Raw genomic sequence first — 24,019 nt, forward strand, 5'->3', positions numbered from 1 at the left:
ATAAACTCTTTAATGATTTTTTCATTCATAATATGCGCCCTAGTTTTTTATACCAATACGAATAAGATAGCAAGGTTAAGAGTGTATTAGATCCAAATTATCACTGTTTGTTCAAAAAACTTCTGCTTGAATATATTCGACTCAGCTATTGCAAGTTGTTCTACTTTGACAATTTGCTTTAACGAAGTAAACATTTATCTAGTTTATCTAGGACACTCACTTTTATTTGCGAGTGTTTCATTAACCATAGTAAAGATGAATTATTTCTTCAATAAATCTTGGGTGTCCCCTTCTTTCCTTCTTTTTTCTTTTTTTAATCTCTATGGGTTTAATTCCCCGCAGCTTGCTGCGTAGGGTTTTGTTTTTCGACTAATTAAACATACCCCTTCCTGGAAATAAAAGGGGTCAGAGTCAATTTAAATGAACTATACTGTTAGGAATGGTCATTTTTTGGTTTTTTCCCATGGCAAGAAAGTTAAGAGCATCAGCTGCTGGCGTTGCAGAGCATATTATCCAGAGGGGTAATAATCGCCTAGTTGTGTTTTGCAATGAAGACGATATGAAAGCCTATGTGACTTGGTTAAAGCAGTATGCCAAGAAATATAAAGTATCCGTTCATGCATGGGTATTGATGACCAATCACGTACACCTATTATGCACACCCTCCACCGCCACCGGTATTTCTCAAATGATGCAGTCATTGGGGCGTATGTATGTGTTGTATTTTAATCGACAATATCACCGCAGCGGGACGTTATGGGAAGGGCGCTACAAATCATGTCTAGTGCAACAAGAAACCTACCTACTTGAACTGTATCGTTATATTGAACTGAATCCGGTCAGGGCAGGTATGGTTAACGACCCAGCCGATTATTCTTGGTCGAGCTATCAATGTAACGCGTTAGGCAAAAAGACAGACTTGTTGACTCCTCACCCTCTATTTTTGGCTTTGGGTATGGATGAAAAGCGGAGGATGTTATCTTATCGATCCCTGTTTCAATATCATGTTGAAGGCAAACTATTGGAGGATATTAGGCAAGCAAGTAATAAAGGTTTAGCACTTGGTAACGAGCATTTTATAGCAGATATTGAAGCGATAACGGGAAAACGCCTCAGAGAAGCACAAAGAGGGCGACCTCTAGGATGGCGAAAGGCGCCTAGGAAATAGGGAAAAGTTGTAGAAAAGCTTAATTTGACACTGAGGGATTCCTTATTCTCTTCCGATAACTCACCAACAAGTATCTTGTCGATAAACACGTTCAGGGCACGACGCATTAAAGGTTGCACGTGATAATTGATCCCAGTAGCTTTCTCGCAAATATGTTAATTTTTTGGCCAAAAATCGGCATCGCTAGAACAGCTATGACACACCTGCTGTCATTAAATACAAAATGACTGACAGTCTATTTAGGTCGTTTGCTCCCCTTTTGGGCTGCAAACTAGACTGACAATTTATCGCTAAAATCAGTGTAACTGAAGTGACACCGAATGGTGAGTATTGGCACAAACTTCACCGTCAGGTTTTGCGTTCGAATGTCCGCTTTAGGTCAGAAAGAGAAATCACGTTTAGCCTCTTCTTCCTCAGTTATACACACAAAGAGAAAATTACCAGCCGAACATGCTATCCCTGCTGATCGCTCACGTGAGACTAAAACAAAATAAATTGACTGGCTGCATCATTTGGGCAAAGGGGGCGATCGGCAGAGGTAGGTCGAATAACCGTTGTTCTTTGCTAGCATTGTGACAATTGAAAAACCGCTCAAAATTGTAAGACTCTATTAGAGCCTTACAATTACAGCAAAAGGTCTGACTCTATTTTGAAATACTCATCTGCAGCATTCACTAGTGATGTGGCTGTGAGTTGAGGCACACCATACACTTGAGTCTTACATCCGTATTTTTCTTTTACTTTTCTCAGTAGTAGATCAAAATCCCCGTCACCTGATAATAGTATAATAGTATCGGCATTCTCTGCTGCTTCTAAGACATCAATGGCAATGCCTACATCCCAGTCGCCCTTGGCAGAGCCATCACTGCGCTGAATATAGGGCTTAAGTTTTATATCAAAACCAATATGTTTAAGCGCACTTTGGAATTTTTGTTGTTGTTCATCACCTTTATCAATCGCGTAAGCATTCGCTAATATAATGTCACCTTGGTGATTGATATGTTGCCAAAACCTGCGGTAGTTAAATTGGCGAGAGTAGGTTTGACGAGTGGTATAGTAGATGTTTTGTACATCAACAAAGATGGCGAGTTTATCCAAAGTAAGTCACTTGTAATATTTAATGAATTTGATGATAACATTTTTCATCATGGGTGAAATGTTCTGCTAGTAGACCATTTAGTCTAATTAATGGTTGATTATTTAACCAAAGCCAAGTACATTGCTTCATGGTTTGTTGATTCTCTCTCAAACAAACCTTCAATGTTATGTCTTTCCTTGATCCAGTCAGCCAACATTAAAAACGTAATCTTTGGGTAATATCCTTTTGAATTACAATAACAAGCTGAATTATCGTACGACGAATTAGTGAGTATTAAGCATCGTAGCAAACAACATTTGCAGATGTCTCATCGAAAAGAAACTTATAGTTTAAGTAGTATCGTCAAAACTGTAATGAGCTTATTTTTAGTTTTGACTATTTATGTCTTCATTTTTATGAAATACGAAATAGTCGCATTTAATGAGTTTTATTATGTCTTATACATATAACGGAACACAGATTTCAGTAATGTGCCCAGTGCACAATATCTCTGTGAACAAACACAAAGTGGCATTTGCCGATAAGTGTGGCCAAAAAATGGGCACCTTCGCAAACACCTCTGAAGCAAAACAATTTGTCTCTTGGTTACTTAATATTAAGTAATAAACCACGTTTCAAAACACATAAAAAAACCGGAGCAATCCGGTTTTTTCAGTTTTATAGTTTGTAAGTTTCAACTCTTATAGAGAGTCTGTTTTACACGCCTTGACTAGCTAAGTAACTCTCGTAGTCACCTTTAAAGTCAACTATACCATCTGGTTTAATGTCGATAATACGCGTGGCGACTGTAGAAACAAATTCTCTATCGTGGCTGACGAAAAGTAACGTGCCTTTATAATTTTCCAAGGCTAAGTTCAAAGACTCAATTGATTCCATGTCTAAGTGGTTGGTAGGTTCATCCATTAACAAAATATTCGGTTTTTGTAGCATTAGCTTGCCGAATAACATTCGGCCTTGTTCTCCACCCGAAATCACTTTGACTGATTTGTTGATGTCGTTCTGTGAGAATAACAACCTTCCTAAGGTGCCGCGCATAACTTGTTCATCGTCACCTTCTTGCGCCCATTGGTACATCCACTCCATGAGTGTTTTATCTTCCTCAAAATCAGCTGCGTGATCCTGAGCGTAATAACCAATGTTGCTGTTTTCTGACCATTTAACGCTGCCTGCAGTTAGGTCAGTGTCACCTACTAAACATTTTAGTAAGGTTGTTTTACCCACACCATTGGGACCAATAATGGCCACTCTTTCGCCTACTTCGATCATCAAATCCAAATTTTTATAAAGCTCTTCATCATATGATTTGGCTAAACCTTCTACCTCTAAGGCCAAGCGATGTAACTTCTTGGTTTCTTCAAAACGAATAAACGGACTTTGACGACTGGAAGGTTTAACTTCATCTAATTGAATTTTATCAATCTGCCTAGCACGTGATGTCGCTTGTTTTGATTTTGATGCGTTGGCTGAGAAACGACTTACAAAAGCCTTAAGCTCAGATATTTGTGCTTTTTTCTTGGCATTATCTGACAATAGTTGCTCACGAGATTGTGTGGCTGCTGTCATATATTCATCGTAGTTGCCGGGGAATAAACGTATTTCGCCATAATCGATATCGGCCATATGGGAACACACAGAATTTAGGAAATGCCTATCGTGCGAAATAATGATCATGGTGCAGTTACGTTCGTTTAGTACCGTTTCCAACCAGCGGATAGTATTGATGTCCAAGTTGTTGGTGGGTTCATCTAATAACATAATATCCGGGTCAGAAAATAACACTTGGGCGAGTAATACTCTGAGCTTCCAACCTGGTGCGATTTCACTCATTGGACCAAAATGTTGTTCAACAGGAATGCCCACGCCAATTAGTAGTTCACCGGCTCTGGATTCTGCTGTGTAGCCATCCATTTCAGCAAATTCAGACTCTAAATCGGCCACTCTAATGCCGTCTTCTTCAGTCATATCGGGATTAGCATAAATAGCATCCCGTTCTTCTTTTACTTTCCAAAGCTCACCGTGGCCCATAACAACCGTATCGATAACGCTGCATTCTTCGTAGGCAAACTGGTCTTGTTTCAGTTTACCAATACGTTCACCAGGGTCGACAGAGACATTTCCGCCAGAAGGCTCTAAGTCACCACCAATGATTTTCATAAAGGTTGACTTACCACAACCATTTGCGCCAATCAGGCCATATTTATTGCCGTTGCCAAATTTGGCTGAGACATTTTCAAATAACGGCTTTTCGCCAAATTGGATGGTAATATTTGCAGTTGTTAGCAAGGTCGGTTCCCCAGTATTAATATTCAACTATTGCTTGCCTTCAAGCGGCCTTAGTTAGTGGCGCATAGATGGCAAAAATTCGGCGCGGATTATGCCATAAAAAACACCATATCGCTAAGGGGCGACGGTTCTTTTTGAAGATTAATGCAGATTGATATTAGGTTGGTTTTTTTGACAACTCGGCTTTTAAGAGCGCTAAATGATGACGCATCATTCGATGACATTGTTTAGTGTTTAGTACCGACGCTCCAGCATCTGGTTTATTTTGATAAATTAAGCGCAAATATAACTGAGTAATTTGCGTAAATGGTTGACTGATTTTTTCAGAATAATGTTCATCTATTTGTTGATTAAATGCACTGGGTCCTTGCCAAGTTTCTCTTTGGGTGCCTGCTTTTTCAAATGCACCGAGTGCTCGTAGATATAGATGTTGGGTTGTACCCAGTCTATTTTGCAACCAATGAGGGAGAAAAAACAAACTCAGTAATAGGGCAATAGTTAAAGTCACACCTACGCCTAATATAGATAAACGTTCAGGGGTTAACTTGCCTAAAATCGATTTGAATAGGTCTCGCTGCTTTTCACTATTAAAGCCCAAAACCCAGCGACTCCAGTTGTAATCCAAATCTGCCAAAAACAGTCTGATGTTATTTAGCCAAGGGATATTAGTGAGTCTAGCTAGGGCAAAGGGCGAGTCAGCTAAAAAACTGCCTTCGTCTTGCATCGCTTGACGTAAACCAAACTCTATTCTGTCTGGCGATACTAGGGCGGTAGGGTCGACTCGTTGCCAACCGGTGTTATTACGCCATGTTTCTACCCATGCATGAGCATCGTATTGGTAGATGCTCAAATAAGGTGACTGCCCAGCATTTTCTACTAATTCACCACCTTGATAACCAGTAACAATACGCGCAGGAATGCCGCCCAGTCGTAGCGCATAGGCTAAAGCGCTAGCATAGTGGCTGCAAAAGCCGGCTTGATTATCGAATAAGAAACGATCAACGGGATCCACCAACATGACGTCCGGACGTAAGGTATACACAAAGGGTTGATTGACGAAATAATCCAATACTGCTTTTACAAAATCATCGTTGTTTGGAAATTTTGTGCGTAGATCGCTTATCCACTCTTGAGTTCGGCTATTACCTTTTTGGGGTAAGGTAAGATTTATCCGTTTGTCGTTTGCAGTTAGACTTTGACTGGCTAATGCTTCAGGGTAGGAACGCACTGCATACTGATATTTACTAACAATCGGTTGTTGATTAAAGAGTAAAAAGTCACCGCTTTGCATGATGTTTCTAATGCTTTGAGCATTTGCTGGCACGGCTATATCCAATGCAAATAGCCAAGGCTGGTTAGTCGGCTCGGCAATCACTTCATAATTAAAAAAAGAACCGGTTAACTTGGGCTTAAATTGTTGTTTGGTTTTTAACTGAAATTCTCGTACTTTCTGTCGGTAGGGATGCACCCTCCACGTTTTTCCGTCAAAGTCTTCCATCACTATCGCTCGCCAGTAGCGTTGTCTGGCAATGGGTGGGGTTTCTGAAAAGGTTGCCCGAAAAGCCAACTCACTGGATTGAGATAGGCTTGCGATATCACCTGGGGTAATTTGTTCCGACAATCCTGTTTGCGCACCTTTTGCTTTTGGTGTGTGCCAAAGCGGTGGCAACTGCGGCAGCACCAAAAACATCAATAAGCCTATTGGTAAAGCTTGTACACTCAGTGTTGAAATGGTTTTTAGCTGTTTTTGGATGTTTATCGAAGGGGCATGATAACAAGCTAAACTTAATAAAAGGGTCAAACTTAGCAACACATAAAATAGGCTAAATCCGATTGATTGATTAAAAATAAACCCACAGCCAATCAAAAAAAGTAGACTTATGACTAACTGATATACATCTTTTTCGCTGCGCATTTTCATTAGTTTTAAGGCACAGGCGAGGATCAATAAATTAACCATACCAAACAGTAAACCGGCACTTAAAGCAGAATAAATTAAACCTAATATACTTAATATCGCTAATAAATTTAACGTGCGAATTGATGGTAAATGTTTGTAGTAATTAAAATATATAGCGCCTCTTATTATTGCTCCGCAAACTACCAACAACAATATCCAAGTGAGTACCGATGCAATAAGACTAAAACTAACAAACACCAATACTGCGGCTAATAATAACAAAGCAATATTTCTAGAAGGCTGGGCAGTTGTTTGGCTATTTGATCTTTGTTTCAGTCGAGTAAACATGTTTATCGACCCTCTTCGAAATACGCTAGCGCATGTAAACAAGCAAGTCGGTGTGCCGCACCATTGTTAGGAGCAATACATTGGGTGCCTAAATCTAAGCCAAATGTTCGCTGGGTGCGGCTTAATTCAATGACTTGATAACACAACTCTCCAAGTTCTTTTTCTAATACGGAGTCTATCTTTGCGTTGTGAGCGGATAAGGTTTTGTTCCTATTCTCAGCTGATAGTTTTAACCAACCAATGTGGTTACCAACCGAAGAAAACTGTTTACTGACCATACCTCGGCCTTTGGCCAACTGTTTCCATGCGACATGGTTTAAAGACTCGCCAATTTGATATGCTTTGAGGTGAGAGAAGTCATCATGACCTGCTTGTTGGTTAGTCATTTCACCACTTTTCTTCGTGCTATTGTGCTCACTTACATGCAGGTTTATCTCACAAGGCAAAGGTTTCGGAAAAACGGTGATTTCATGAGTAAAAGCTAAATGTGTCCAACAACGGTATAAGCCTAATGGATAAAAGCTTTTTACGGTCACTCTAGATAATGTTAATTTTCCTCGTTGCTGGCACTTCTGACTTAAATTTATTGGATTAGAAAATGCGTCTGCATCGACTATAGTCTCTGACTGGTCATTGCATATTTTGTTCTTTTTACTGGGTTTACCCTTAGTGGTTTTGAATTTGAAATGTAAAAGCCCATTGGCATGTGGCGTGCCATCGTTGTTGGCATTCAACCATAAGGGGATATGTAAATTGTCGCCAACAAACACCTCGGAGCATTTACCAATTTGTAAGTTGATACGGGCAAAGTTGATATAACTGGCCAATAAATTGACTAAAAATATCGCCAACAAAAAATAACATAGCAACAACATCAAATTATTTTGGTAGTTAGTGCCAAGTAAAAACAGCAATACACATAACGACAAAAACAACAGGCCAAACTTAGCCGGAAAAATAAAAATGTTTTGATGGTTTAAATGGTGCTGCGCCGCTTCAGGAATACGCTTGTTTAGCCATTTGTTCCAGTAACTTTGGGTGACTGCCATTACCTTGCCTAAGCGGCTATCGGGTCGATAGCCTCAAGCAATAATTTGCTTAAACTACCTTGGGCACTGAAGTCGCTAGAAGCGCTGCGCAATCGATGTTCAGCCACTGCTGGTAGTATGGCCTGCACATCTTCTGGGATTAAAAAATCTCTATTGTTAATAAAGGCCGACGCTTTAGCTGAGCTGAGTAAGGCTTTAGTTGCGCGTGGCGACAAGGGATTGGCAAATTGGTTGCTTTCGCGGCTAAATGTGACCAAACGCAAAATATAATTAAGCAATTCATCTGAAGCATGTACTTTACAGGCTTCGTTTTGTAATTCAATGAATTGGGCAATGTCCATCACAGCTTTAACTTCATGTTGAACACTACCCAGTTGTGTTTTCAACATGCTCTTTTCTGCTTCTTTGTCTGGATAACCCAACTGAATACGCATTAAAAATCTGTCTAATTGGGATTCAGGCAAAGGGTAAGTGCCTGATTGATGCATTGGGTTTTGTGTACCTATTACAAAAAAAGGTGAGGGCAGTGGTCGGGTTTTACCATCCAAACTCACTTGCCTTTCTTCCATAGCCTCAAGTAACGCACTTTGGGTCTTAGGGCTTGCTCGGTTAATTTCATCTGCAAGCACAAGTTGATTAAAAATAGGCCCTGGGTGAAAACGGAACGTTTGTTCGTTGTTATCGAAAATATTGATACCTAACATGTCTGCAGGCAATAAATCAGAAGTGAATTGGATGCGGGAGTATTCAAGGCCTAATACTTTAGCCAACGTATGCGACAGTGTGGTTTTGCCCATACCGGGTAAATCTTCGATTAACAAATGGCCGTTAGCTAACAAACATGTCAGTGCTAATTTAACTTGCTGTTGTTTGCCAATGAGTACCTGACAGGATTGTTCAATGGCCATATCCAGTTTGTTATGCAGCATAGGGGAGTTGTTTCCGAACAATTGATTACATTAGAAGAACTATTATTTTAGCGCAAATCGGCAGGTTTTTTGTTGGTTTAGCTAATACTTGTGTATGAAATGGAATTAATCGATGAATTGATTGCGTCAATAAGTATAATCTTAGGTACGTGTACCGTTTAATAAAATGATTCCATGAAAAGTATTCAAATAGAAGATGATCTTTACCACTATATAGCTTCACAGACTCAAGATATCGGAGAAAGTGCTTCAGATATTTTACGCCGTTTAGTGATGCCCGAGTCGCTCTTGAACCCAGAGCAAAATAACAATGTCGATGAGACTAATACTGTTGACTCATTAGATAATGACAACAACACGACACAAATCGCGGACCTAGTTTGTCAGTCCTCTGCAGTGTTTAGCGAACTCGAAGGGCAACAATTACAAGCTATCCCCAAAATGGTAGAAAGATGGTTGTTAGTGTTATCGATTATCCATAAACATAATCCTCAGCAATTTAGTAAAGTGTTGGGCATGAGTGGACGAAATAGAACTTATTTTGCTATTGATAAAGACACACTCTTAGCAACTGGCAGCAGCACTAATCCTAAGAATGTGCCTGGCTCTGATTATTGGGTGATAACCAATAACAATACCGCTAAGAAAATCAATATGCTCAAAGAGGTGGCTGAGCAAGTTGGCTTTAGCTTATCCGAAATTGAACAACTGATTACAATATTTGCCCCTGAACATATTTAATAAAGCATAAGGATCACTATGGCTCTACATCCAGAAGCAGGAAAACCCGCGAGTAAAGAGCAGTTAGTCAACGTTGCAAAGTTGATTAGTGCCTATTACACCAATCAGCCTACAAAAGGTGATAGTACTCAGGCTGTGTCTTTCGGTACGTCAGGCCATCGTGGTAGCGCATTTTTAAATACCTTTAACGAAAACCATATTGCCGCAATCAGTCAGGCGTTGGCTGAGTTTAGGCAAGATCAAGGCATCACCGGTCCTTTGTATATGGGCATGGACACTCATGCATTATCTGAAGCGGCGTTTTCAACAGCCGTTGAAGTCTTAGCTGCTAATTGTGTGTCTTTAGTGGTGCAAGAAAATCGTGGATACACCCCAACACCTGTTATCTCTCATGCGATTTTGCAGCACAATGCTGATTCGCCGAAACAACAAGCTGATGGTGTGGTGATTACGCCTTCACATAATCCACCAGAAGACGGTGGTTTTAAATACAACCCACCTCATGGAGGGCCTGCAGACAGCGACGTCACCAACCTTATTCAGCAACGAGCAAATGAGATCATAAGTAATGATATGGCAGGAGTTAAACGAATGAGTTTGGCCGCTGCCTATGCATCTAGTTTTGTTAAAGAAATTGATTTTGCTGAAGACTATATTGCACAACTTGACCAAGTAATTGATATGCAAGCTATCGCTAAAGCTGGTTTAGTCCTAGGCACAGATCCTTTAGGTGGCGCGGGCTTAGGTTACTGGGACAGAATAGCTGAACGTTATGGATTAAACATTGAAGTGGTTAATCGTAATGTTGATCAGCAATTTGGTTTTATGCGCCGCGATAAAGACGGAAAGATCCGCATGGATTGTTCATCACCTTATGCCATGGCGGGTTTGATTGATTTAAAGGACAGGTTTGATGTGGCATTTGGGAATGATCCTGATTTTGACCGCCACGGCATAGTGACCCCAAAAAGCGGTTTAATGAATCCTAACCATTATTTAGCCGTGGCTATTCAATATTTGTATCAACACCGAACTGATTGGCCGCAAGATATTAAAGTGGGTAAAACCTTAGTATCAAGCAGTATGATCGACCGAGTGGTGAAAGGTCTTGGACGTGAATTGGCTGAAATGCCAGTAGGCTTTAAATGGTTTGTGCAAGGTTTGTTGAATAGTGAAATTGGTTTTGCTGGCGAAGAAAGTGCCGGCGGCATATTTTTACGTCGTAATGGCAAACCTTGGGCAACTGACAAGGATGGCATCATCTTATGTTTATTGGCGGCTGAAATTATTGCGGTAACAGGTAAAGATCCTGGCGAGCATTACCAAGACCTTACCGAAAAGTTTTCTGCACCTGTGTATACACGTATTGATGTGGCTGCAAATCACGCGCAAAAACAAGTATTAAGTAAAATGGATAAGAATGTTATTCAATCCACCGAATTGGCAGGTGAACCTATCACCAATATTCAAACTCATGCACCAGGCAACAATGCAGCAATTGGTGGAGTAAAAGTCAGCACTGAAAACGGTTGGTTTGCAGCAAGACCATCTGGTACTGAAGAAATATACAAAATATATGCAGAAAGTTTTAACGGTGCTGAACATCTCGACCTATTAGTAGAAGAAGCGAAAAAACTGGTCGAACAAGTGTTTAAAGTCGCAAGTGTATAAAAAGCACATCTAAATTGTTAAAATAACGTAAAAAGTATGCGTGTTTTTGTGTGAATACGTATGCTTTTGTAGTTATTTAACGTTTATTTAACAAACCTAGGCAAAAAATCCTGCTAAAACTACCTCATTAAATTTATCTGTAATTTTATTACGTCATTTGTAACCTGAAAAATCCAAAATACATCAGGATAAGTGACATCTGAATAAAGCGAATTTGAGGTGTGATATGAGTGCAAAAAAGCCAGTTTCTAAAACGTCTGCGTTACCAAAAAAAGCAATTAAAGATGCAATTGTTAGACATCTACATTGCTCTTTAGGTACCGACGAAAATAAAGCCGATAACCATGCTTGGTGGAAAGCAACCTGTGCCTCAGTGCAAGAGCATGTGCTAGAACAACTTCGTAAAACCCAAAAGTCTCACTATCTAAATGATACTCGTGCCGTGCATTATTTTTCTGCCGAGTTTTTAATGGGTCGTTTGATGTCTAATAACTTACATAATTTAGGCTTATTTGAACAAACTGACCAAGCGTTAAAGGAATTAGGCGTTAACCTCACCGATATTATGGAAGAAGAGCCTGATATGGCATTGGGTAATGGCGGGTTGGGGCGTTTAGCCGCTTGTTTTATCGACTCGTTAGCCACACTTGACCTTCCGGCCTTGGGTTATGGTTTGCATTATGAACATGGTTTGTTTCGCCAAGAAATCAAAAATGGCGAACAAATAGAGCGCCCAGATAGTTGGCGCGATTATGGAAACCCTTGGGAGATATGTCGTCCTGAGTCAATTCAAGAAATTCCTTTGTATGGCTATGTTGAAACCAAATATGGTGAGAACGGAGGTATTAAAAAAGAATGGCATCCTGGACTAATTGTTAAAGGATTACCTTGGGATATTCCAGTAGTGGGTTATGGCGGTAAAACGGTGAATGTTTTGCGTTTGTGGCAAAGCCAAGCGTCTGATTATTTTAACTGGGATGTATTTAATGCTGGTGGTTACGTGGACGCACAAAAAGAAAACGTGCAAGCCGAGACCATTTCTAAAGTGTTGTACCCCAATGATGAAACTGAAGCTGGTAAAGAATTACGTTTAATTCAGCAGTACTTCTTTAGTGCTTGTTCGCTAAAAGATATTATTCGCCGTTATAAAAGAGCCCATGGAGACGATTGGAGCCGATTTGCTAGCCAAGTGGTTATTCAATTGAACGATACCCACCCTGCGATTGCCATCCCAGAATTGATGCGAATTTTACTCGACAGAGCTGAACTCGATTGGGATAGTGCGTGGAACATTTGCAGTAAAACTTTTGCCTATACCAACCATACGTTACTACCTGAAGCTCTAGAAAAATGGCCTGCTCGTATGTTTGAAAAAATTCTGCCTAGGCACTTAGAAATTATTTATGAAATCAATCATAGATTTATGAGTGAAGTAGAAAAAGTATGGCCAGGTAACAATGCCATTAAACAGAAGTTGTCGATAATAGAAGAAGGCAACGAAAAAATGATCCGCATGGGCAACTTGTCGGTGATTGGTTCTTTTGCGGTTAACGGTGTAGCTGAAATACACTCGTCATTAGTGAAGAAAAACCTGTTCCCAGAATTTCATGAAATGTGGCCTGAGAAGTTAACCAATGTCACCAATGGTATTACCCCACGTCGTTGGTTAAAGGCATGTAATCCTAAACTGTCGGCGCTAATTGATGACAAAATTGGTGATGATTGGCCATTACATCTAGAAAAGTTAGAGCAACTGAGTCAGTTTGCTGACAATGCTAAGTTTCAAAAACAATTTATGAAAATTAAGCATGAAAACAAAGTAGCTTTGGCTAAAGAAGTATTGGCTTTAACGGGAATCGAAATTAATCCTAAAGCTATTTTTGATGTGCAAATAAAACGTTTACATGAATATAAACGCCAACATCTTAACCTGTTGCATATTATGGCGTTGTATCGTCGTTTATTAGAAGATCCGACTTACGATATGCAACCAAGAGTATTTTTATTTGGTGCTAAAGCCGCGCCAGGATACAAATTAGCCAAAGACATTATTTATGCCATCAACCAAGTGGCTGAAAAAGTGAATAATGACAAACGGGTTAACGGCAAAATTAAAGTGGTATTTTTACCTAACTATCGTGTCAGTTTGGCTGAAAAAATGATCCCAGCGGCGGATATTTCTGAACAAATTTCTACGGCAGGTTTAGAAGCATCCGGTACTGGTAATATGAAGTTATCGTTAAATGGTGCGTTGACCGTTGGTACGTTGGACGGCGCTAATATTGAGATTGCCGAAGAAGTGGGCGACGAAAATATTTTCATCTTTGGTCTTAATGTCGATGAAGTTCATGACCTTGATAAGGTTGGCTACAACCCATACGACTTCTATTACAACAACAAAGAAATCAAAGCGGTTTTGGATTGGCTTGAAACAGACTATTTTACCCCGGGCAAGCCTGGTGCTTTGGCTTCACTCAAGCATAGTTTGTTAGAAGGAGGAGATCCTTACAAAGTCTTAGCTGACTTTGAGTCTTATTCAGATGCACAACAAAAAGCCGATAAGGCCTATGGTGATAAGGCGGGTTGGGCGAAAATGGCGATCCTTAATACCGCACGTATGGGTAAGTTTACTTCAGACCGTTCGATTAAAGATTATGTGCGAAAAATTTGGCAGTTAGAGCCTTGTTCAGTCCAGTAAATCTGTACCCTTAGATTAGTTAAATCCAATATAATGGTAATTACAGTTATGTTTTTAAAAGCTCAAACAAGTGTTTGGGCTTTTGTTGTTATATAGTTAGTCAACCTTAATAAATGTGATCTGTTTGTAAACGAAATCTGTATTTGTTTACATTAGGTTAATATTAACGTCTACTTAATGTGTTCAGTTAGTTTTTAATGAGGCAGTATTTTTCAATGCAACATGAATCATTAATAACCATTCCAAATCGCTATGCGTTTTTGGGGGAAATAGAACAACTTCTGAAAACAGATGCTGAGCAATCTTTATTGCTAATTGATGTGGTGCGCTTTTCTGATGTGAGTACCAGCTTTGGTTTTGAGTTTGGCGACAAAATACTCTTAGAAATTGCCAATCGAATTGCGTTTTTGTTTAGCGATAACTTACTAGTTGGCCGTGTTGGTGGTGATGTTTTTGGGGTGATTCTGTCTGGCAATCACCAGCAGAAACACTTACATGATTTTTTCAGCCACTTAGTTCAACATTTCAAAATCCCTATTAAATGCGATGACCATGCCTTTATCGCTGACTTTAATGTGGGAGCCGCATCAAACCCTAAAAATAATAGTGATATTAATCATTTTTTTTCCTTAGCAGAAACGGCGTTAAAACAAGCAAAAGACAATAAATTTGATAATTTTCAGTATGCTCAAAATTTAGCTGATGTCACCACAGGGAGAGCGTTAGCACTTAAAGCAGATATCACTCGCGCGTTGGAAAAAAATGAGCTCGAAATCTACTTCCAGCCCAAAATTGAGTTGAATACGTTACAGATTATAGGGGCAGAATGTTTATTGCGCTGGAATCACCCATTAGACGGTTTGATTTTTCCAGGTGCGTTAATTGAAGCTGCTGAATCGTACAATATGATGAACGAGCTTGGTTATTGGGTTTTAGAGCAAGCGTTCATAGGGGCTGCATACCTAAATAGTGTGGGGTTATATTTAAAGATTTCAGTCAATATGTCGCCCTCTCAATTATATGATTTAAAGTTTGCTAGCAATATTAAAGCGATGGCGAAAAAACATCAGGTGGCATTATCCCAGTTTGAATTAGAACTGACAGAAGATGTCGCTTTGTCTAATTCAATTTTAGTTAAAAAACAATTGTCACAAATTCGTTCACTTGGCGCGACTATTGCGATTGATGATTTTGGTAAGGGATATTCTAATTTAGCGTATTTACGTGATATTGAAATAGACAGTATTAAAATTGATAAGTCGTTTATTTTGCAGATTGATCAAAGCCCAGTTAATCGCGCGATAGTCGAGGCCAGCAAGTTGATTGCCGAAGCGGCGAATTGCGAATTAGTTGCTGAAGGTATTGAAAGTATTCAACATCTGCATATTTTACGTGAAATTGGCATTACATCTGGCCAAGGATTTTTGTTTTCTAAAGCGATCTCGATCCATGATTTTGTAGAGCTAGCTAACAAAGACATGGCAGTAGGCACATCCTTAGTGCGCACACAGCAAACTGCTTAACTAATAAGCGTTTGTTAAAATACAAGAGTTAAGATTCTGTTTAGCGTAATATTAGCGCTTCAGAAATTATTCCTGCGACTCATACCAGCTCATTATGCAAACACAATTCAACACATCTATACAAAACACCATACAAACGTTAAAGCAACAAGGTAACTTTCTTGTGTTATCGCGTACTCAAGCTTCACTTTTTAGTACACCATTTGATTTTACTATTAATGAACATACACAAGTTAACGTATTAGCCGAGGGCATTATCAGTTTTGAACCAATTGCTGATAGCGACAAGGATATTGTGCTTTCCTGTGGTGTACACGGTAACGAAACCGCGCCAATAGAAATCTGCGACGATTTAGTCAAGGCTATTTTGACGTGCAAAATAGTGGTCAAACAACGTACTTTGTTTTTATTTGGAAATTTACCCGCTATGGATATTGCCGAACGTTTTATTGAAGAAAACATGAATCGTTTGTTTAGTGGTGAACATAAAAATCTAGCTGCAGGGCAACAAATAAATGCTGAACGACGCCGAGCAAAACAATTAGAAGATGCGGTTAAAGACTTTTATTTGGGCGCAAGTCCACAACAGGTTAGAAGCCGTTTTCACTATGATTTACATACTGCTATTCGCGCATCGAAAAATGACAAGTTTGCAGTCTATCCATTTCAAAATGGTAAACCTTGGGACAAATATCAACTACAAATTTTGTTAGCTTGTGGTGTAAATACCATTTTATTGTCTGGCAGTGCTACTACTACTTTTAGTTATTATTCGGTCACTGAGTTTAACGCCCAAGCGTTTACCGTTGAATTGGGTAAAGTCATGCCATTTGGGCAAAATAACATGGACAACTTTAGTGAGGTAGTGACTACTTTGACCGCGCTTATTTGTGCTACAGAGTTAAACCTTAAACCTTACTGTGCAGAAGACTTTTTGATCTATGAAGTGAACCAAGTGATCAATAAACAGCAGGCAGATTTTGCGCTAAATTTTGCCGAAGACGCACCTAACTTTAGTGATTTTGCTAAAGATCATTTATTAGCTTATGAAAGTGGCTGCGAATACCGTGCTCAATTTGAAGGGGAGGCGATTGTGTTTCCTAACGCCGATGTTGAAATTGGTCAACGTGCATTGTTAACTGTTATACCGACTGAAATTTAGGGCTTTTACATGACTACTTTTATTTTACATCCGCAATTAGCCACAGACAGTGAACTAGTGACTGAATTATCATTATGTTCGGTAAGACTTATCAAGGATGCTAACTATCCTTGGCTTATATTAGTACCGCGTATTGCTGACATAAAAGATGTGATTGACTTGAGTGATGCCCAACAGCATGTTTTATGGCAAGAGTCAGCATTGGTTAGCCGAGCACTTAAACATTTGTTTACACCTGATAAGTTGAATGTTGCAGCCCTGGGTAATATCGTGCCTCAGTTGCATTTGCACCATATTGTACGTTATCAACATGACGTAAGTTGGCCTAACCCGATATGGGGGCAGGTGCCACCTAAGACTTATTCCGAACAGCAATTAGCCGAACAAGTTAATTTAATTAAAACTGAAATTGAAGCAAGGAGAGACAAATGATAGTAAGCACAACTCATCAGCTAGAAGGCAAAAAAATTGAACAGTATTTAGGTATTGTTGTTGGTGAAGCCGTAATGGGCGCTAATTTATTTAAGGATATATTTGCTTCAATTCGCGACATTGTGGGTGGTCGTTCAGGGGCTTACGAAGACGAATTAACCAAAGCTCGGAAGATTGGTTTTCAGGAATTAGAACATGAAGCACGCTCTATTGGTGCTAATGCGGTTGTTGGTGTGGATATTGACTATGAGGTAGTCGGTAAAGGCGGCAGTATGTTGATGGTGAGTATTAGTGGTACCGCTGTGAAGTATGTTGATAAGTAGGCGTAGCAGATAGTTTTGGTTAATGCCCTAGAGGGCACTGGCATGCTTGGCTGGTTTCTCACAGAAACCCTTCTGTGCGACTTACTTTTTTTATAAAGTCAGTCCTTGCACTTTACCTTTCAGACCAGCTAAAGCTGTAGCATATTTATCCAAAAAGAATGCTCTGCAAGCAAAATAGTCCTCTCGAGGACAAAACGTTTCATCCAATAATTTACTCACTTTTGCAGGTTGCAATGATCCGCTTCCCGCGAGGAATTGCTTAATTGCCTTTCTCTGATTGGAAGAGAATATTTATCAAAGAACAATGTAGAGGCTGAGTAAATAAATGGCCCGGGTCATAGGCGATATGATGTCGTCTAATAAATGGTTATACCTAAACAATAATATTGAGGCTCTATGAAAACTTTATGCATGATTTTATTCACTTTTATTTCATTTTCATCACTGGCTAATGAAGCTCCTCTAACAGTCAAAATGAAAGCTCTTGATACCGAGCTTTTTGAATCTTTTAATCAATGTCACAATCCTAAAGAATTGGATAAACATGCCCGCTATTTTTCTCCTGACGTAGAGTTTTACCATGATAATGGCGGTGTAACTTGGGATCGTGACATTATGATTTTAAATACTAAAAATAATGCATGTGGTAACTATACGCGCAAACTTGTTGCTGATTCCTTCAAGGCTTATCCAATTAAAGAGTTTGGGGCAATCACTGAAGGCGTCCATGTCTTTTGCGAAACAAAACTAAAAAGTGCGAAGGAAAAGCCGATTTTGTTATGGTTTGGCGCAATGTAAATAATAAGTGGGAAATTACACGAGCATTAAGTTACGGACATCGTGAAAACTAAAAGATAGGTATAACAAAAAATCTATAAGGACTAAACACTGTGGGTTGTTCGCTTTGCTCATTTTAGTCCACAATTTTAGCCTGTTATTGGGGCGTTAGATTTACACAAAAAATTGGCTTAATGATTAGTCAGTCGAGTTGACTCAATCATCCTTATCCTCAAATCGATCATACGACTCATTGTTATCTTTAGTCGGTTTAGGCAGCTTTTGATTAGAGGTTTGTTTTAACAATAATATGTTGCCGATTATCAGGCCTAAAACCAAGACTATAATCACCACCACTATCCAAATGTTCATTTTGTACCCCTGTTTAAAACAAAGCGCTGATATATGTCAGGCATGTTAGCAATGATGCTATGCAAACCTAGAATATCTGACTTGATTAGATTAGCGAGTAAAACTTGTTCATCCATTAGAGATAACATTTTGTCGGCGCTGGCTTGGAAACTTAGGTGCCAAGGCTCGCGAGCAATTCCGCCTTTATATTCAGCGTAGGGCCTACTAAAGCCAAATTGTGTGGCGTGTTCGTTTAGCCAGTTGTTGAGCTGGGTGCAAGGGCCGTTATCGTATTCACTGCACACTAGCTGAAAGTCATGTTGATGCTGCTCTACAGACTTTTTGTCATATACATCTAAGTCGGTACCCCAATGATGACGACTGGCTCCTGGTAGTGCAGACCATGTGAGGATGGCTTGTATTTTTTGTATATCAGACAGGGTAGTGGCATCTAGTTTGTTTTCACTTGCATCTAATAGCGTTGCTTTCCCAGACCACTTGTTTTGCCATATCTGCAATTGGCGTTCAAAGTTTCTATGGCTACTGACAATTTGTATATCTACACCATCTTGCGCCGCTACTGCTTGCATACGTTTAAAGGCTTCACACACTTCAGGCAATAGTCGAAAACCATTTTGGCATTCGACTAGTAGACTGTCGTCTTTACCTAAGGTGTGTGCTTCGGTTATCACGCTAGTAGCCGTTGCAAGATGTCTTGGTAGATATCAGCGAGAGTATCGAGATCGTCTATTTTTACGCATTCATCAATCTTGTGGATAGTGGCATTAACTGGGCCCAGCTCAATTACTTGGGCGCCGGTTGGTGCGATAAAACGACCGTCGGATGTGCCTCCTGCGGTGGACAGTATTGTTTCTCGACCCGTACAGTGCTTGATGGCTTGTTGGGTGGCTTCAACTAGCTTTCCTGAATCAGTTAAAAATGGTTGGCCATTAAAGGTCCAATCAATATCGTAATCGAGCTTATGCGCGTCTAACACTTTTGTGGTTCTAGCGATTAATTCTTGGTCTGTTACTTCGGTTGAAAACCTAAAGTTAAAACAGATTTTTAATTCACCAGGGATAACATTACCCGCACCCGTGCCACCGTTAATATTGGATATTTGAAAGCTAGTGGCGGGAAATGAATCATTGCCCTTGTCCCATTGAGTGTTAGCCAATTCGGCTAATGCGAGCGTTGACTCGTGAATCGGGTTTCTGGCTAAATGTGGGTAGGCGACATGACCTTGGATTCCCTTAACCATTAAATCACCGGTAAGTGAGCCTCTACGGCCATTTTTGACGATATCACCCACTTCGTCAGTACTAGATGGTTCGCCGACTAAACACCAGGTTATTTTTTCGTTACGGGCTTCAAGGGTATCGATGACTCTAGTGGTACCATTTATAAATGGACCTTCTTCATCACTAGTGATTAAAAAAGCAATCGAACCTTTATGTTGTGGATTGGCTGTTACAAACTTCTCGGTGGCCACTAACATGGCGGCCAAACTACCTTTCATATCGGCTGCGCCACGGCCATGGATAAAGCCATCTTTTTCTGTGGCTTCAAAGGGCGGGGTTTGCCAATTTTGTTCTGGTCCGGAAGGTACTACGTCTGTGTGTCCAGCAAAACAGAATACGGGGCCTTCTGTACCTTTGCGAGCCCAGATGTTTTTAGTGTCGTCGAAGGTCAGATCTTCTATTTCAAAACCTAAAGGTTTTAAGATATCAGCCATCATGTCCTGACAACCCGCATCTTCAGGAGTCACTGATTTTCTGTTGATCAAGTCTTTGGTTAGCTCAAGGGTGCGGCTCATGCGAACACCTCTGCGTATTGATCTGCTTTAAAACCGATAAAATAGTTATCGTTATGGATAAGTATCGGGCGTTTGATCATGGCTGGAAATTCAAGCATAAGTGCTAGGGCGGCTGTTTTATCGACCCCTTCTTTTTGTTCTTCGCTTAGTTGACGAAAAGTAGTGCCGCGTTTATTCAGCATTAGCTCCCAACCTAAGGCTTGTTCGGTTTGTTCTAGCCAGTTTGAGTCGAGCCCGTTTTGTCTATAATCATGGAAGGTATAATCAATATTATTTGCAGATAACCAAGTGCGTGCTTTTTTGATGGTGTCACAGTTTTTAATGCCGTAAAGGGTGGTCATAGTGTCCTAATTAAGTGATTGAAATCTTTATACATTAACTATAACGATAAAGGGTGATATAGGTAAAGGCTGTTGACTATGCTTTTGCGCCACCAGATATAAAAAACTAAACTAACAAACCATGCTTTGTAGACTATTTCATTTTGTAGGAATGGCTGCTTAAAACAGAAGTCACCACTCTAATGCCTTTAGAGGTATGTACTAGAGCACTTTGCTAATTAATGCGTGCCCTAGTTTTTTGGACGTTGGGTGAATATTCAAGCTAGGGCCGATTGCCTAGTTTAGCAATTTCTAACGTCACCGTTTGTATGTCTGACGCTCTTATTCTGGAGGCGATTTCGGTTTGTTTAGCGTTGATTAAACTAATGCCCTCAATAACCATATCGAAGGCTTTCCACTGTTTGGTTTTTTTATCCAGCCGAAGTTTAAAGTCAATCGCAATATCAGGTGCGCCCGGCTCGGTAATTAACGCTTTAACCTCTGCAATTTTTTTACCTGGTTTTTCTTTCCCAGCCGGTTGGAAGGTGATTTTTTGGTTTTTGTATTGACTCAAAGCGTTGACATAGATAACCGCTAAATAATCCCGCATTGCCAATGCAAATTCCTCTCTGTCTTGTTTGCTTATTTCTCTAATGTATTTTCCAAGAATTTTATAGGCGGCATAACGATAATCAACATGAGGCATGAGGTTTTGTTCAATAATTTCTCTGACTAATTCTGGCTGGGTACTAAGGTTTTCCTGCTCTTCAGATAAACGCTTAAATAGGCTGTCTCCTAAACCGACTATCACTTGGTGGGGCGTTTGCTGTTGTGCAAATGTTGACTGACTACTTACTAAAAAGAAGACTACGAACAGTGTTTTTAGATAACCAAACATGATAAATATTTCCATTAAATCCTAATAATGAAAACTGTACTGCAATCAAGAGTCCAACTCTGTATCAAATTTGTAATCTGGGCCTACAATTTGTTACAAGTCATATAAAACCTGATTTGTAGAGCGACGGATGAAATGATTTTCTACTCAATTAATGAACAAATAGATAAGGAATAGAGAACGAAAAATTGATGCCTAACTAAATATAGTTAGACATCACGAAATACCGTATCTCATTGTCATGAGAGGTGAACTACCTAATTTTTATAGAATAAGGTAGGGCATTAAATGCTGATTAGTTATCTTCTCAACTTAACCAGCAATAATGTTTATGCCTACAAATACATCCTTAATTCAAAATATTATCTGTGTAGGTTAATAACTGATTGTAGCCTCGACAGGGGATGCCAAAGCATGCAGTTTCTCATTTAATAACGTTTCAAATTCTTGTTGGGTTTTGGGACTTGATGGGTGTTGTGGCCAAACCGCCATTAGCCCATAAGTTAATTGGGTTAAGGGTTTGAATTTAACTAAATAATCGTGTTGTCCTTGGTATTGCTCTAGCACTTCACTTGTTTGATAAAAGAGCGCTAAACCTAACTCATCACCGGCAGCGGCAACACTTTGTTCACCGTAGGTAGCAATCACCACCCACTCTTTATATTGATGTTTGATGAAATGAGTTTTCGGGTGTATGACAAGTCCAGTAACTAAATTGTCAAGGGGTTCGGATAAAGTGACATCGATTAAAGTTGTAGGGTCGCCGGCACGAATAATATAGTCAGTACTGACATCTACCTTTTTATTTTTAACTGACCAACCTTGGTAATTAACGTTAAAACTCGCACTGAGTTTATTGTCATTAAGTAATGTCCAACTTGTGTTATCTACGTTTTGAAAATGCATGACTTTGTCACTATCTAAACGTCCAAGCGCGCCTAAACCAAGTGATGGACCCACTTTTAGTACATCGGCGCCCCAATCTGCTAATTCATGGTAGCTGTCATAACCATTTTGACCCACGCCAGCTAGGACTGGCTTTGTGCCAGTTTTTGCAAACACATCAATACCATTTCGCCAATCTAAATATAAACGATAACCAATCAAATCATTTTCCCATCCTGGCCCTTCATAACGTAGGTAATAAGAATGGTCAGTAAGTTGCTCTGGGCTGTCGAACTGCTCGACATTTTGAAATGAAAATCCATCAGCTTTGTATTCTGTTCCTTGTCATTGCCCAGCGGTGCGTACGGCTAATTCGGCATAGGTCACATCTTCGACCGTTTGACTGTTAGAAGATAAGGAAACTAATTTTTCTTCTCCGGGAGCAAGGTCGACTAATATATCTAAAACCTTTTCTCCATTTGCCAACGTTCGCCATTCAGAGTCAAAACCTAGCGTATTTAATTGGCCTAACTCTTTTAGTTTCTCAGGCGAAACACTAACTGAAATTAACTGGGTAATTGCACCACCGTCTGCAGGGTTTTTAAGCATAACGTCTGGTTTGGTTTGTGAATTAGGGGAATCACACCCCGTAGTTGAAAGAATGATTGATAGACTTAATGCTAATTTAAATTTATTCATGTAACCCCCTAAATTATCTAACCTAATAACATAACTATGCACTAATAATTTCATAAATGCCACCGGTAGCATTTGCTTTAATTAATTGTTAAGATTGTAAAAATCGCTGCTATACCTAACAGTGGAAATGGCGTTAAAAAATAAGATAGATAATTGTATTTGAATCATTTTACGGAGAAATCATATGCCAAATTTTAGCTTGATTGGCAAACGGGCACTGGTTACAGGGGCAAGTAGGGGAATTGGCCAATCTTTGGCAATTGCACTTGCAGAGTCTGGTGCGCAGGTAATTTGTGCAAGCTCATCAGAAAATGGTTGTAGTCAAACGGTTGCATTAATAAATGAGCTCAAACAGCAGAAGGCGGTGCAATTATTTGCTGATTTGTCAGATATGCAAGCCGTGCAAAAATTGGCTGATGATGCGCTGGGATTGTTCGGTGGTATTGATGTTTTGGTGAATAACGGTGGCACCATTTTCCGTAGTCCTGCCGTGGACTTTCCTATGTCAGAATGGCAAAAAGTGCTCACAGTTAATGTAGATTCTGCCTTCCTATTAAGTCAACAAATTGGCAAAGCCATGATTAAGCAGGGCAGCGGAAAAATAATTAACACAGCGTCTATGTTGAGTTATAGCGGAGGAATTACCGTACCCGCCTATACAGCTAGTAAGCATGCTATTGCAGGATTGACTAAAGCCTTAGCTAACGAATGGGGCCAGTTTAATGTTCAGGTAAATGGCATTGCGCCTGGTTATATTCGAACTGACAATACTCAAGCTCTGCAAGATGATCAGCAACGCAGCAAAGACATTTGTAATCGCATCCCAGCCGGACGTTGGGGCGAAACTGAAGACTTGAAAGGTGCAGTAGTATTTCTAGCCAGTGAAGTCAGTAACTATGTCAATGGTCATATTTTGGCTGTTGATGGTGGTTTTCTAGCTCGTTAAA

General features: G+C 39.8%; 23 protein-coding genes and 1 pseudogene. 11 read left to right on the forward strand and 13 right to left on the reverse strand.

The window, feature by feature from the left end; translation table 11 throughout:
* Window positions 1–463 precede the first annotated feature (463 nt).
* Window positions 464–1,168, forward strand: a complete 705-nt coding sequence (locus QZ488_RS10295) for a transposase (protein WP_293748277.1) — start codon at window positions 464–466, stop codon at window positions 1,166–1,168.
* Window positions 1,169–1,792: 624 nt separating this feature from the next.
* Here the strand turns inward: QZ488_RS10295 and QZ488_RS10300 are convergent.
* Window positions 1,793–2,266: an NYN domain-containing protein gene (locus tag QZ488_RS10300; RefSeq protein ID WP_293748279.1), complete on the reverse strand. Its 474-nt coding sequence runs from the start codon at window positions 2,264–2,266 to the stop codon at window positions 1,793–1,795.
* Window positions 2,267–2,699: 433 nt separating this feature from the next.
* Between QZ488_RS10300 and QZ488_RS10305 the strand changes: the two genes are divergently transcribed.
* Window positions 2,700–2,870, forward strand: a complete 171-nt coding sequence (locus QZ488_RS10305) for a hypothetical protein (RefSeq protein WP_157828103.1) — start codon at window positions 2,700–2,702, stop codon at window positions 2,868–2,870.
* 93 nt (window positions 2,871–2,963) lie between these two features.
* Here QZ488_RS10305 and QZ488_RS10310 read toward each other — a convergent pair whose 3' ends face one another.
* The 4 genes from QZ488_RS10310 to QZ488_RS10325 all read right to left on the reverse strand — a co-directional run bounded on the left by QZ488_RS10310 (window position 2,964) and on the right by QZ488_RS10325 (window position 8,776).
* Window positions 2,964–4,550, reverse strand: coding sequence for an ABC-F family ATPase (locus QZ488_RS10310; protein ID WP_293748350.1), 1,587 nt, complete (start codon window positions 4,548–4,550; stop codon window positions 2,964–2,966).
* A gap of 157 nt (window positions 4,551–4,707) precedes the next feature.
* Complete coding sequence (locus QZ488_RS10315; RefSeq protein WP_293748283.1) at window positions 4,708–6,798, reverse strand: DUF3488 and transglutaminase-like domain-containing protein; 2,091 nt, start codon at window positions 6,796–6,798, stop codon at window positions 4,708–4,710.
* Window positions 6,799–6,800: 2 nt separating this feature from the next.
* Window positions 6,801–7,847, reverse strand: a complete 1,047-nt coding sequence (locus QZ488_RS10320) for a DUF58 domain-containing protein (RefSeq protein ID WP_293748286.1) — start codon at window positions 7,845–7,847, stop codon at window positions 6,801–6,803.
* An 8-nt stretch (window positions 7,848–7,855) separates the two neighbouring features.
* The gene (locus QZ488_RS10325) at window positions 7,856–8,776 is read right to left on the reverse strand and encodes a MoxR family ATPase (RefSeq protein ID WP_293748288.1); all 921 of its coding nucleotides are present in this window, start codon (window positions 8,774–8,776) and stop codon (window positions 7,856–7,858) included.
* 174 nt (window positions 8,777–8,950) lie between these two features.
* Between QZ488_RS10325 and seqA the strand changes: the two genes are divergently transcribed.
* From seqA to QZ488_RS10360, 7 genes are all read left to right on the forward strand, one after another.
* Window positions 8,951–9,517, forward strand: coding sequence for a replication initiation negative regulator SeqA (gene seqA / locus QZ488_RS10330; protein ID WP_293748290.1), 567 nt, complete (start codon window positions 8,951–8,953; stop codon window positions 9,515–9,517).
* 18 nt (window positions 9,518–9,535) lie between these two features.
* A complete protein-coding gene (gene pgm / locus QZ488_RS10335; RefSeq protein WP_293748292.1) occupies window positions 9,536–11,188 on the forward strand; it encodes a phosphoglucomutase (alpha-D-glucose-1,6-bisphosphate-dependent) in 1,653 nt (550 codons plus the stop codon).
* A gap of 226 nt (window positions 11,189–11,414) precedes the next feature.
* Window positions 11,415–13,886 carry a glycogen/starch/alpha-glucan phosphorylase gene (locus tag QZ488_RS10340; RefSeq protein WP_293748294.1) on the forward strand — a complete coding sequence of 824 codons (2,472 nt, stop codon included), beginning with the start codon at window positions 11,415–11,417 and terminating at the stop codon, window positions 13,884–13,886.
* Between the two features lie 215 nt (window positions 13,887–14,101).
* Entirely contained in the window at window positions 14,102–15,409 is a 1,308-nt protein-coding gene (locus QZ488_RS10345; protein ID WP_293748296.1) for a bifunctional diguanylate cyclase/phosphodiesterase, read from the forward strand.
* 94 nt (window positions 15,410–15,503) lie between these two features.
* A complete protein-coding gene (gene astE / locus QZ488_RS10350) occupies window positions 15,504–16,571 on the forward strand; it encodes a succinylglutamate desuccinylase (RefSeq protein ID WP_293748298.1) in 1,068 nt (355 codons plus the stop codon).
* A 9-nt stretch (window positions 16,572–16,580) separates the two neighbouring features.
* A complete protein-coding gene (locus tag QZ488_RS10355) occupies window positions 16,581–17,003 on the forward strand; it encodes an HIT family protein (protein ID WP_293748300.1) in 423 nt (140 codons plus the stop codon).
* The gene (locus tag QZ488_RS10360) at window positions 17,000–17,326 is read left to right on the forward strand and encodes a heavy metal-binding domain-containing protein (protein ID WP_293748302.1); all 327 of its coding nucleotides are present in this window, start codon (window positions 17,000–17,002) and stop codon (window positions 17,324–17,326) included. The genes QZ488_RS10355 and QZ488_RS10360 overlap by 4 nt, the downstream gene beginning before the upstream one ends.
* 90 nt (window positions 17,327–17,416) lie before the next feature.
* On the opposite strand, the gene QZ488_RS10365 is transcribed toward QZ488_RS10360, so the two are convergent.
* Window positions 17,417–17,560 (reverse strand): hypothetical protein, encoded by a 144-nt coding sequence (locus QZ488_RS10365; RefSeq protein WP_293748304.1) that lies wholly within the window; start codon window positions 17,558–17,560, stop codon window positions 17,417–17,419.
* A 162-nt stretch (window positions 17,561–17,722) separates the two neighbouring features.
* Between QZ488_RS10365 and QZ488_RS10370 the strand changes: the two genes are divergently transcribed.
* Window positions 17,723–18,124: a DUF4440 domain-containing protein gene (locus QZ488_RS10370; protein WP_293748306.1), complete on the forward strand. Its 402-nt coding sequence runs from the start codon at window positions 17,723–17,725 to the stop codon at window positions 18,122–18,124.
* 195 nt (window positions 18,125–18,319) lie between these two features.
* On the opposite strand, the gene QZ488_RS10375 is transcribed toward QZ488_RS10370, so the two are convergent.
* From QZ488_RS10375 to QZ488_RS10405, 7 genes and pseudogenes are all read right to left on the reverse strand, one after another.
* Window positions 18,320–18,475, reverse strand: coding sequence for a DUF2897 family protein (locus tag QZ488_RS10375; RefSeq protein ID WP_293748308.1), 156 nt, complete (start codon window positions 18,473–18,475; stop codon window positions 18,320–18,322).
* Window positions 18,472–19,146 carry a M15 family metallopeptidase gene (locus tag QZ488_RS10380; RefSeq protein WP_293748310.1) on the reverse strand — a complete coding sequence of 225 codons (675 nt, stop codon included), beginning with the start codon at window positions 19,144–19,146 and terminating at the stop codon, window positions 18,472–18,474. Before QZ488_RS10380 ends, QZ488_RS10375 begins: the two co-directional genes overlap by 4 nt.
* A complete protein-coding gene (gene dapE, locus QZ488_RS10385) occupies window positions 19,143–20,270 on the reverse strand; it encodes a succinyl-diaminopimelate desuccinylase (protein ID WP_293748312.1) in 1,128 nt (375 codons plus the stop codon). The genes QZ488_RS10380 and dapE overlap by 4 nt, the downstream gene beginning before the upstream one ends.
* Window positions 20,267–20,611 carry an ArsC family reductase gene (locus tag QZ488_RS10390; RefSeq protein ID WP_293748315.1) on the reverse strand — a complete coding sequence of 115 codons (345 nt, stop codon included), beginning with the start codon at window positions 20,609–20,611 and terminating at the stop codon, window positions 20,267–20,269. Before QZ488_RS10390 ends, dapE begins: the two co-directional genes overlap by 4 nt.
* Before the next feature lie 262 nt (window positions 20,612–20,873).
* Window positions 20,874–21,503 carry a phospholipid-binding protein MlaC gene (locus tag QZ488_RS10395; RefSeq protein ID WP_293748317.1) on the reverse strand — a complete coding sequence of 210 codons (630 nt, stop codon included), beginning with the start codon at window positions 21,501–21,503 and terminating at the stop codon, window positions 20,874–20,876.
* 360 nt (window positions 21,504–21,863) lie between these two features.
* A pseudogene (locus QZ488_RS10400) lies at window positions 21,864–22,688 on the reverse strand (DUF4861 family protein); the annotation flags it as partial.
* Window positions 22,689–22,718: 30 nt separating this feature from the next.
* Complete coding sequence (locus QZ488_RS10405) at window positions 22,719–23,072, reverse strand: hypothetical protein (RefSeq protein ID WP_293748319.1); 354 nt, start codon at window positions 23,070–23,072, stop codon at window positions 22,719–22,721.
* Between the two features lie 184 nt (window positions 23,073–23,256).
* Here QZ488_RS10405 and QZ488_RS10410 point away from each other — a divergent pair, with 184 nt between their 5' ends.
* Window positions 23,257–24,018, forward strand: a complete 762-nt coding sequence (locus QZ488_RS10410; protein WP_293748321.1) for a glucose 1-dehydrogenase — start codon at window positions 23,257–23,259, stop codon at window positions 24,016–24,018.
* Window position 24,019 lies beyond the last annotated feature (1 nt).

This window comes from uncultured Paraglaciecola sp., from assembly GCF_913020055.1.
Taxonomy (GTDB): Bacteria; Pseudomonadota; Gammaproteobacteria; order Enterobacterales; family Alteromonadaceae; genus Paraglaciecola.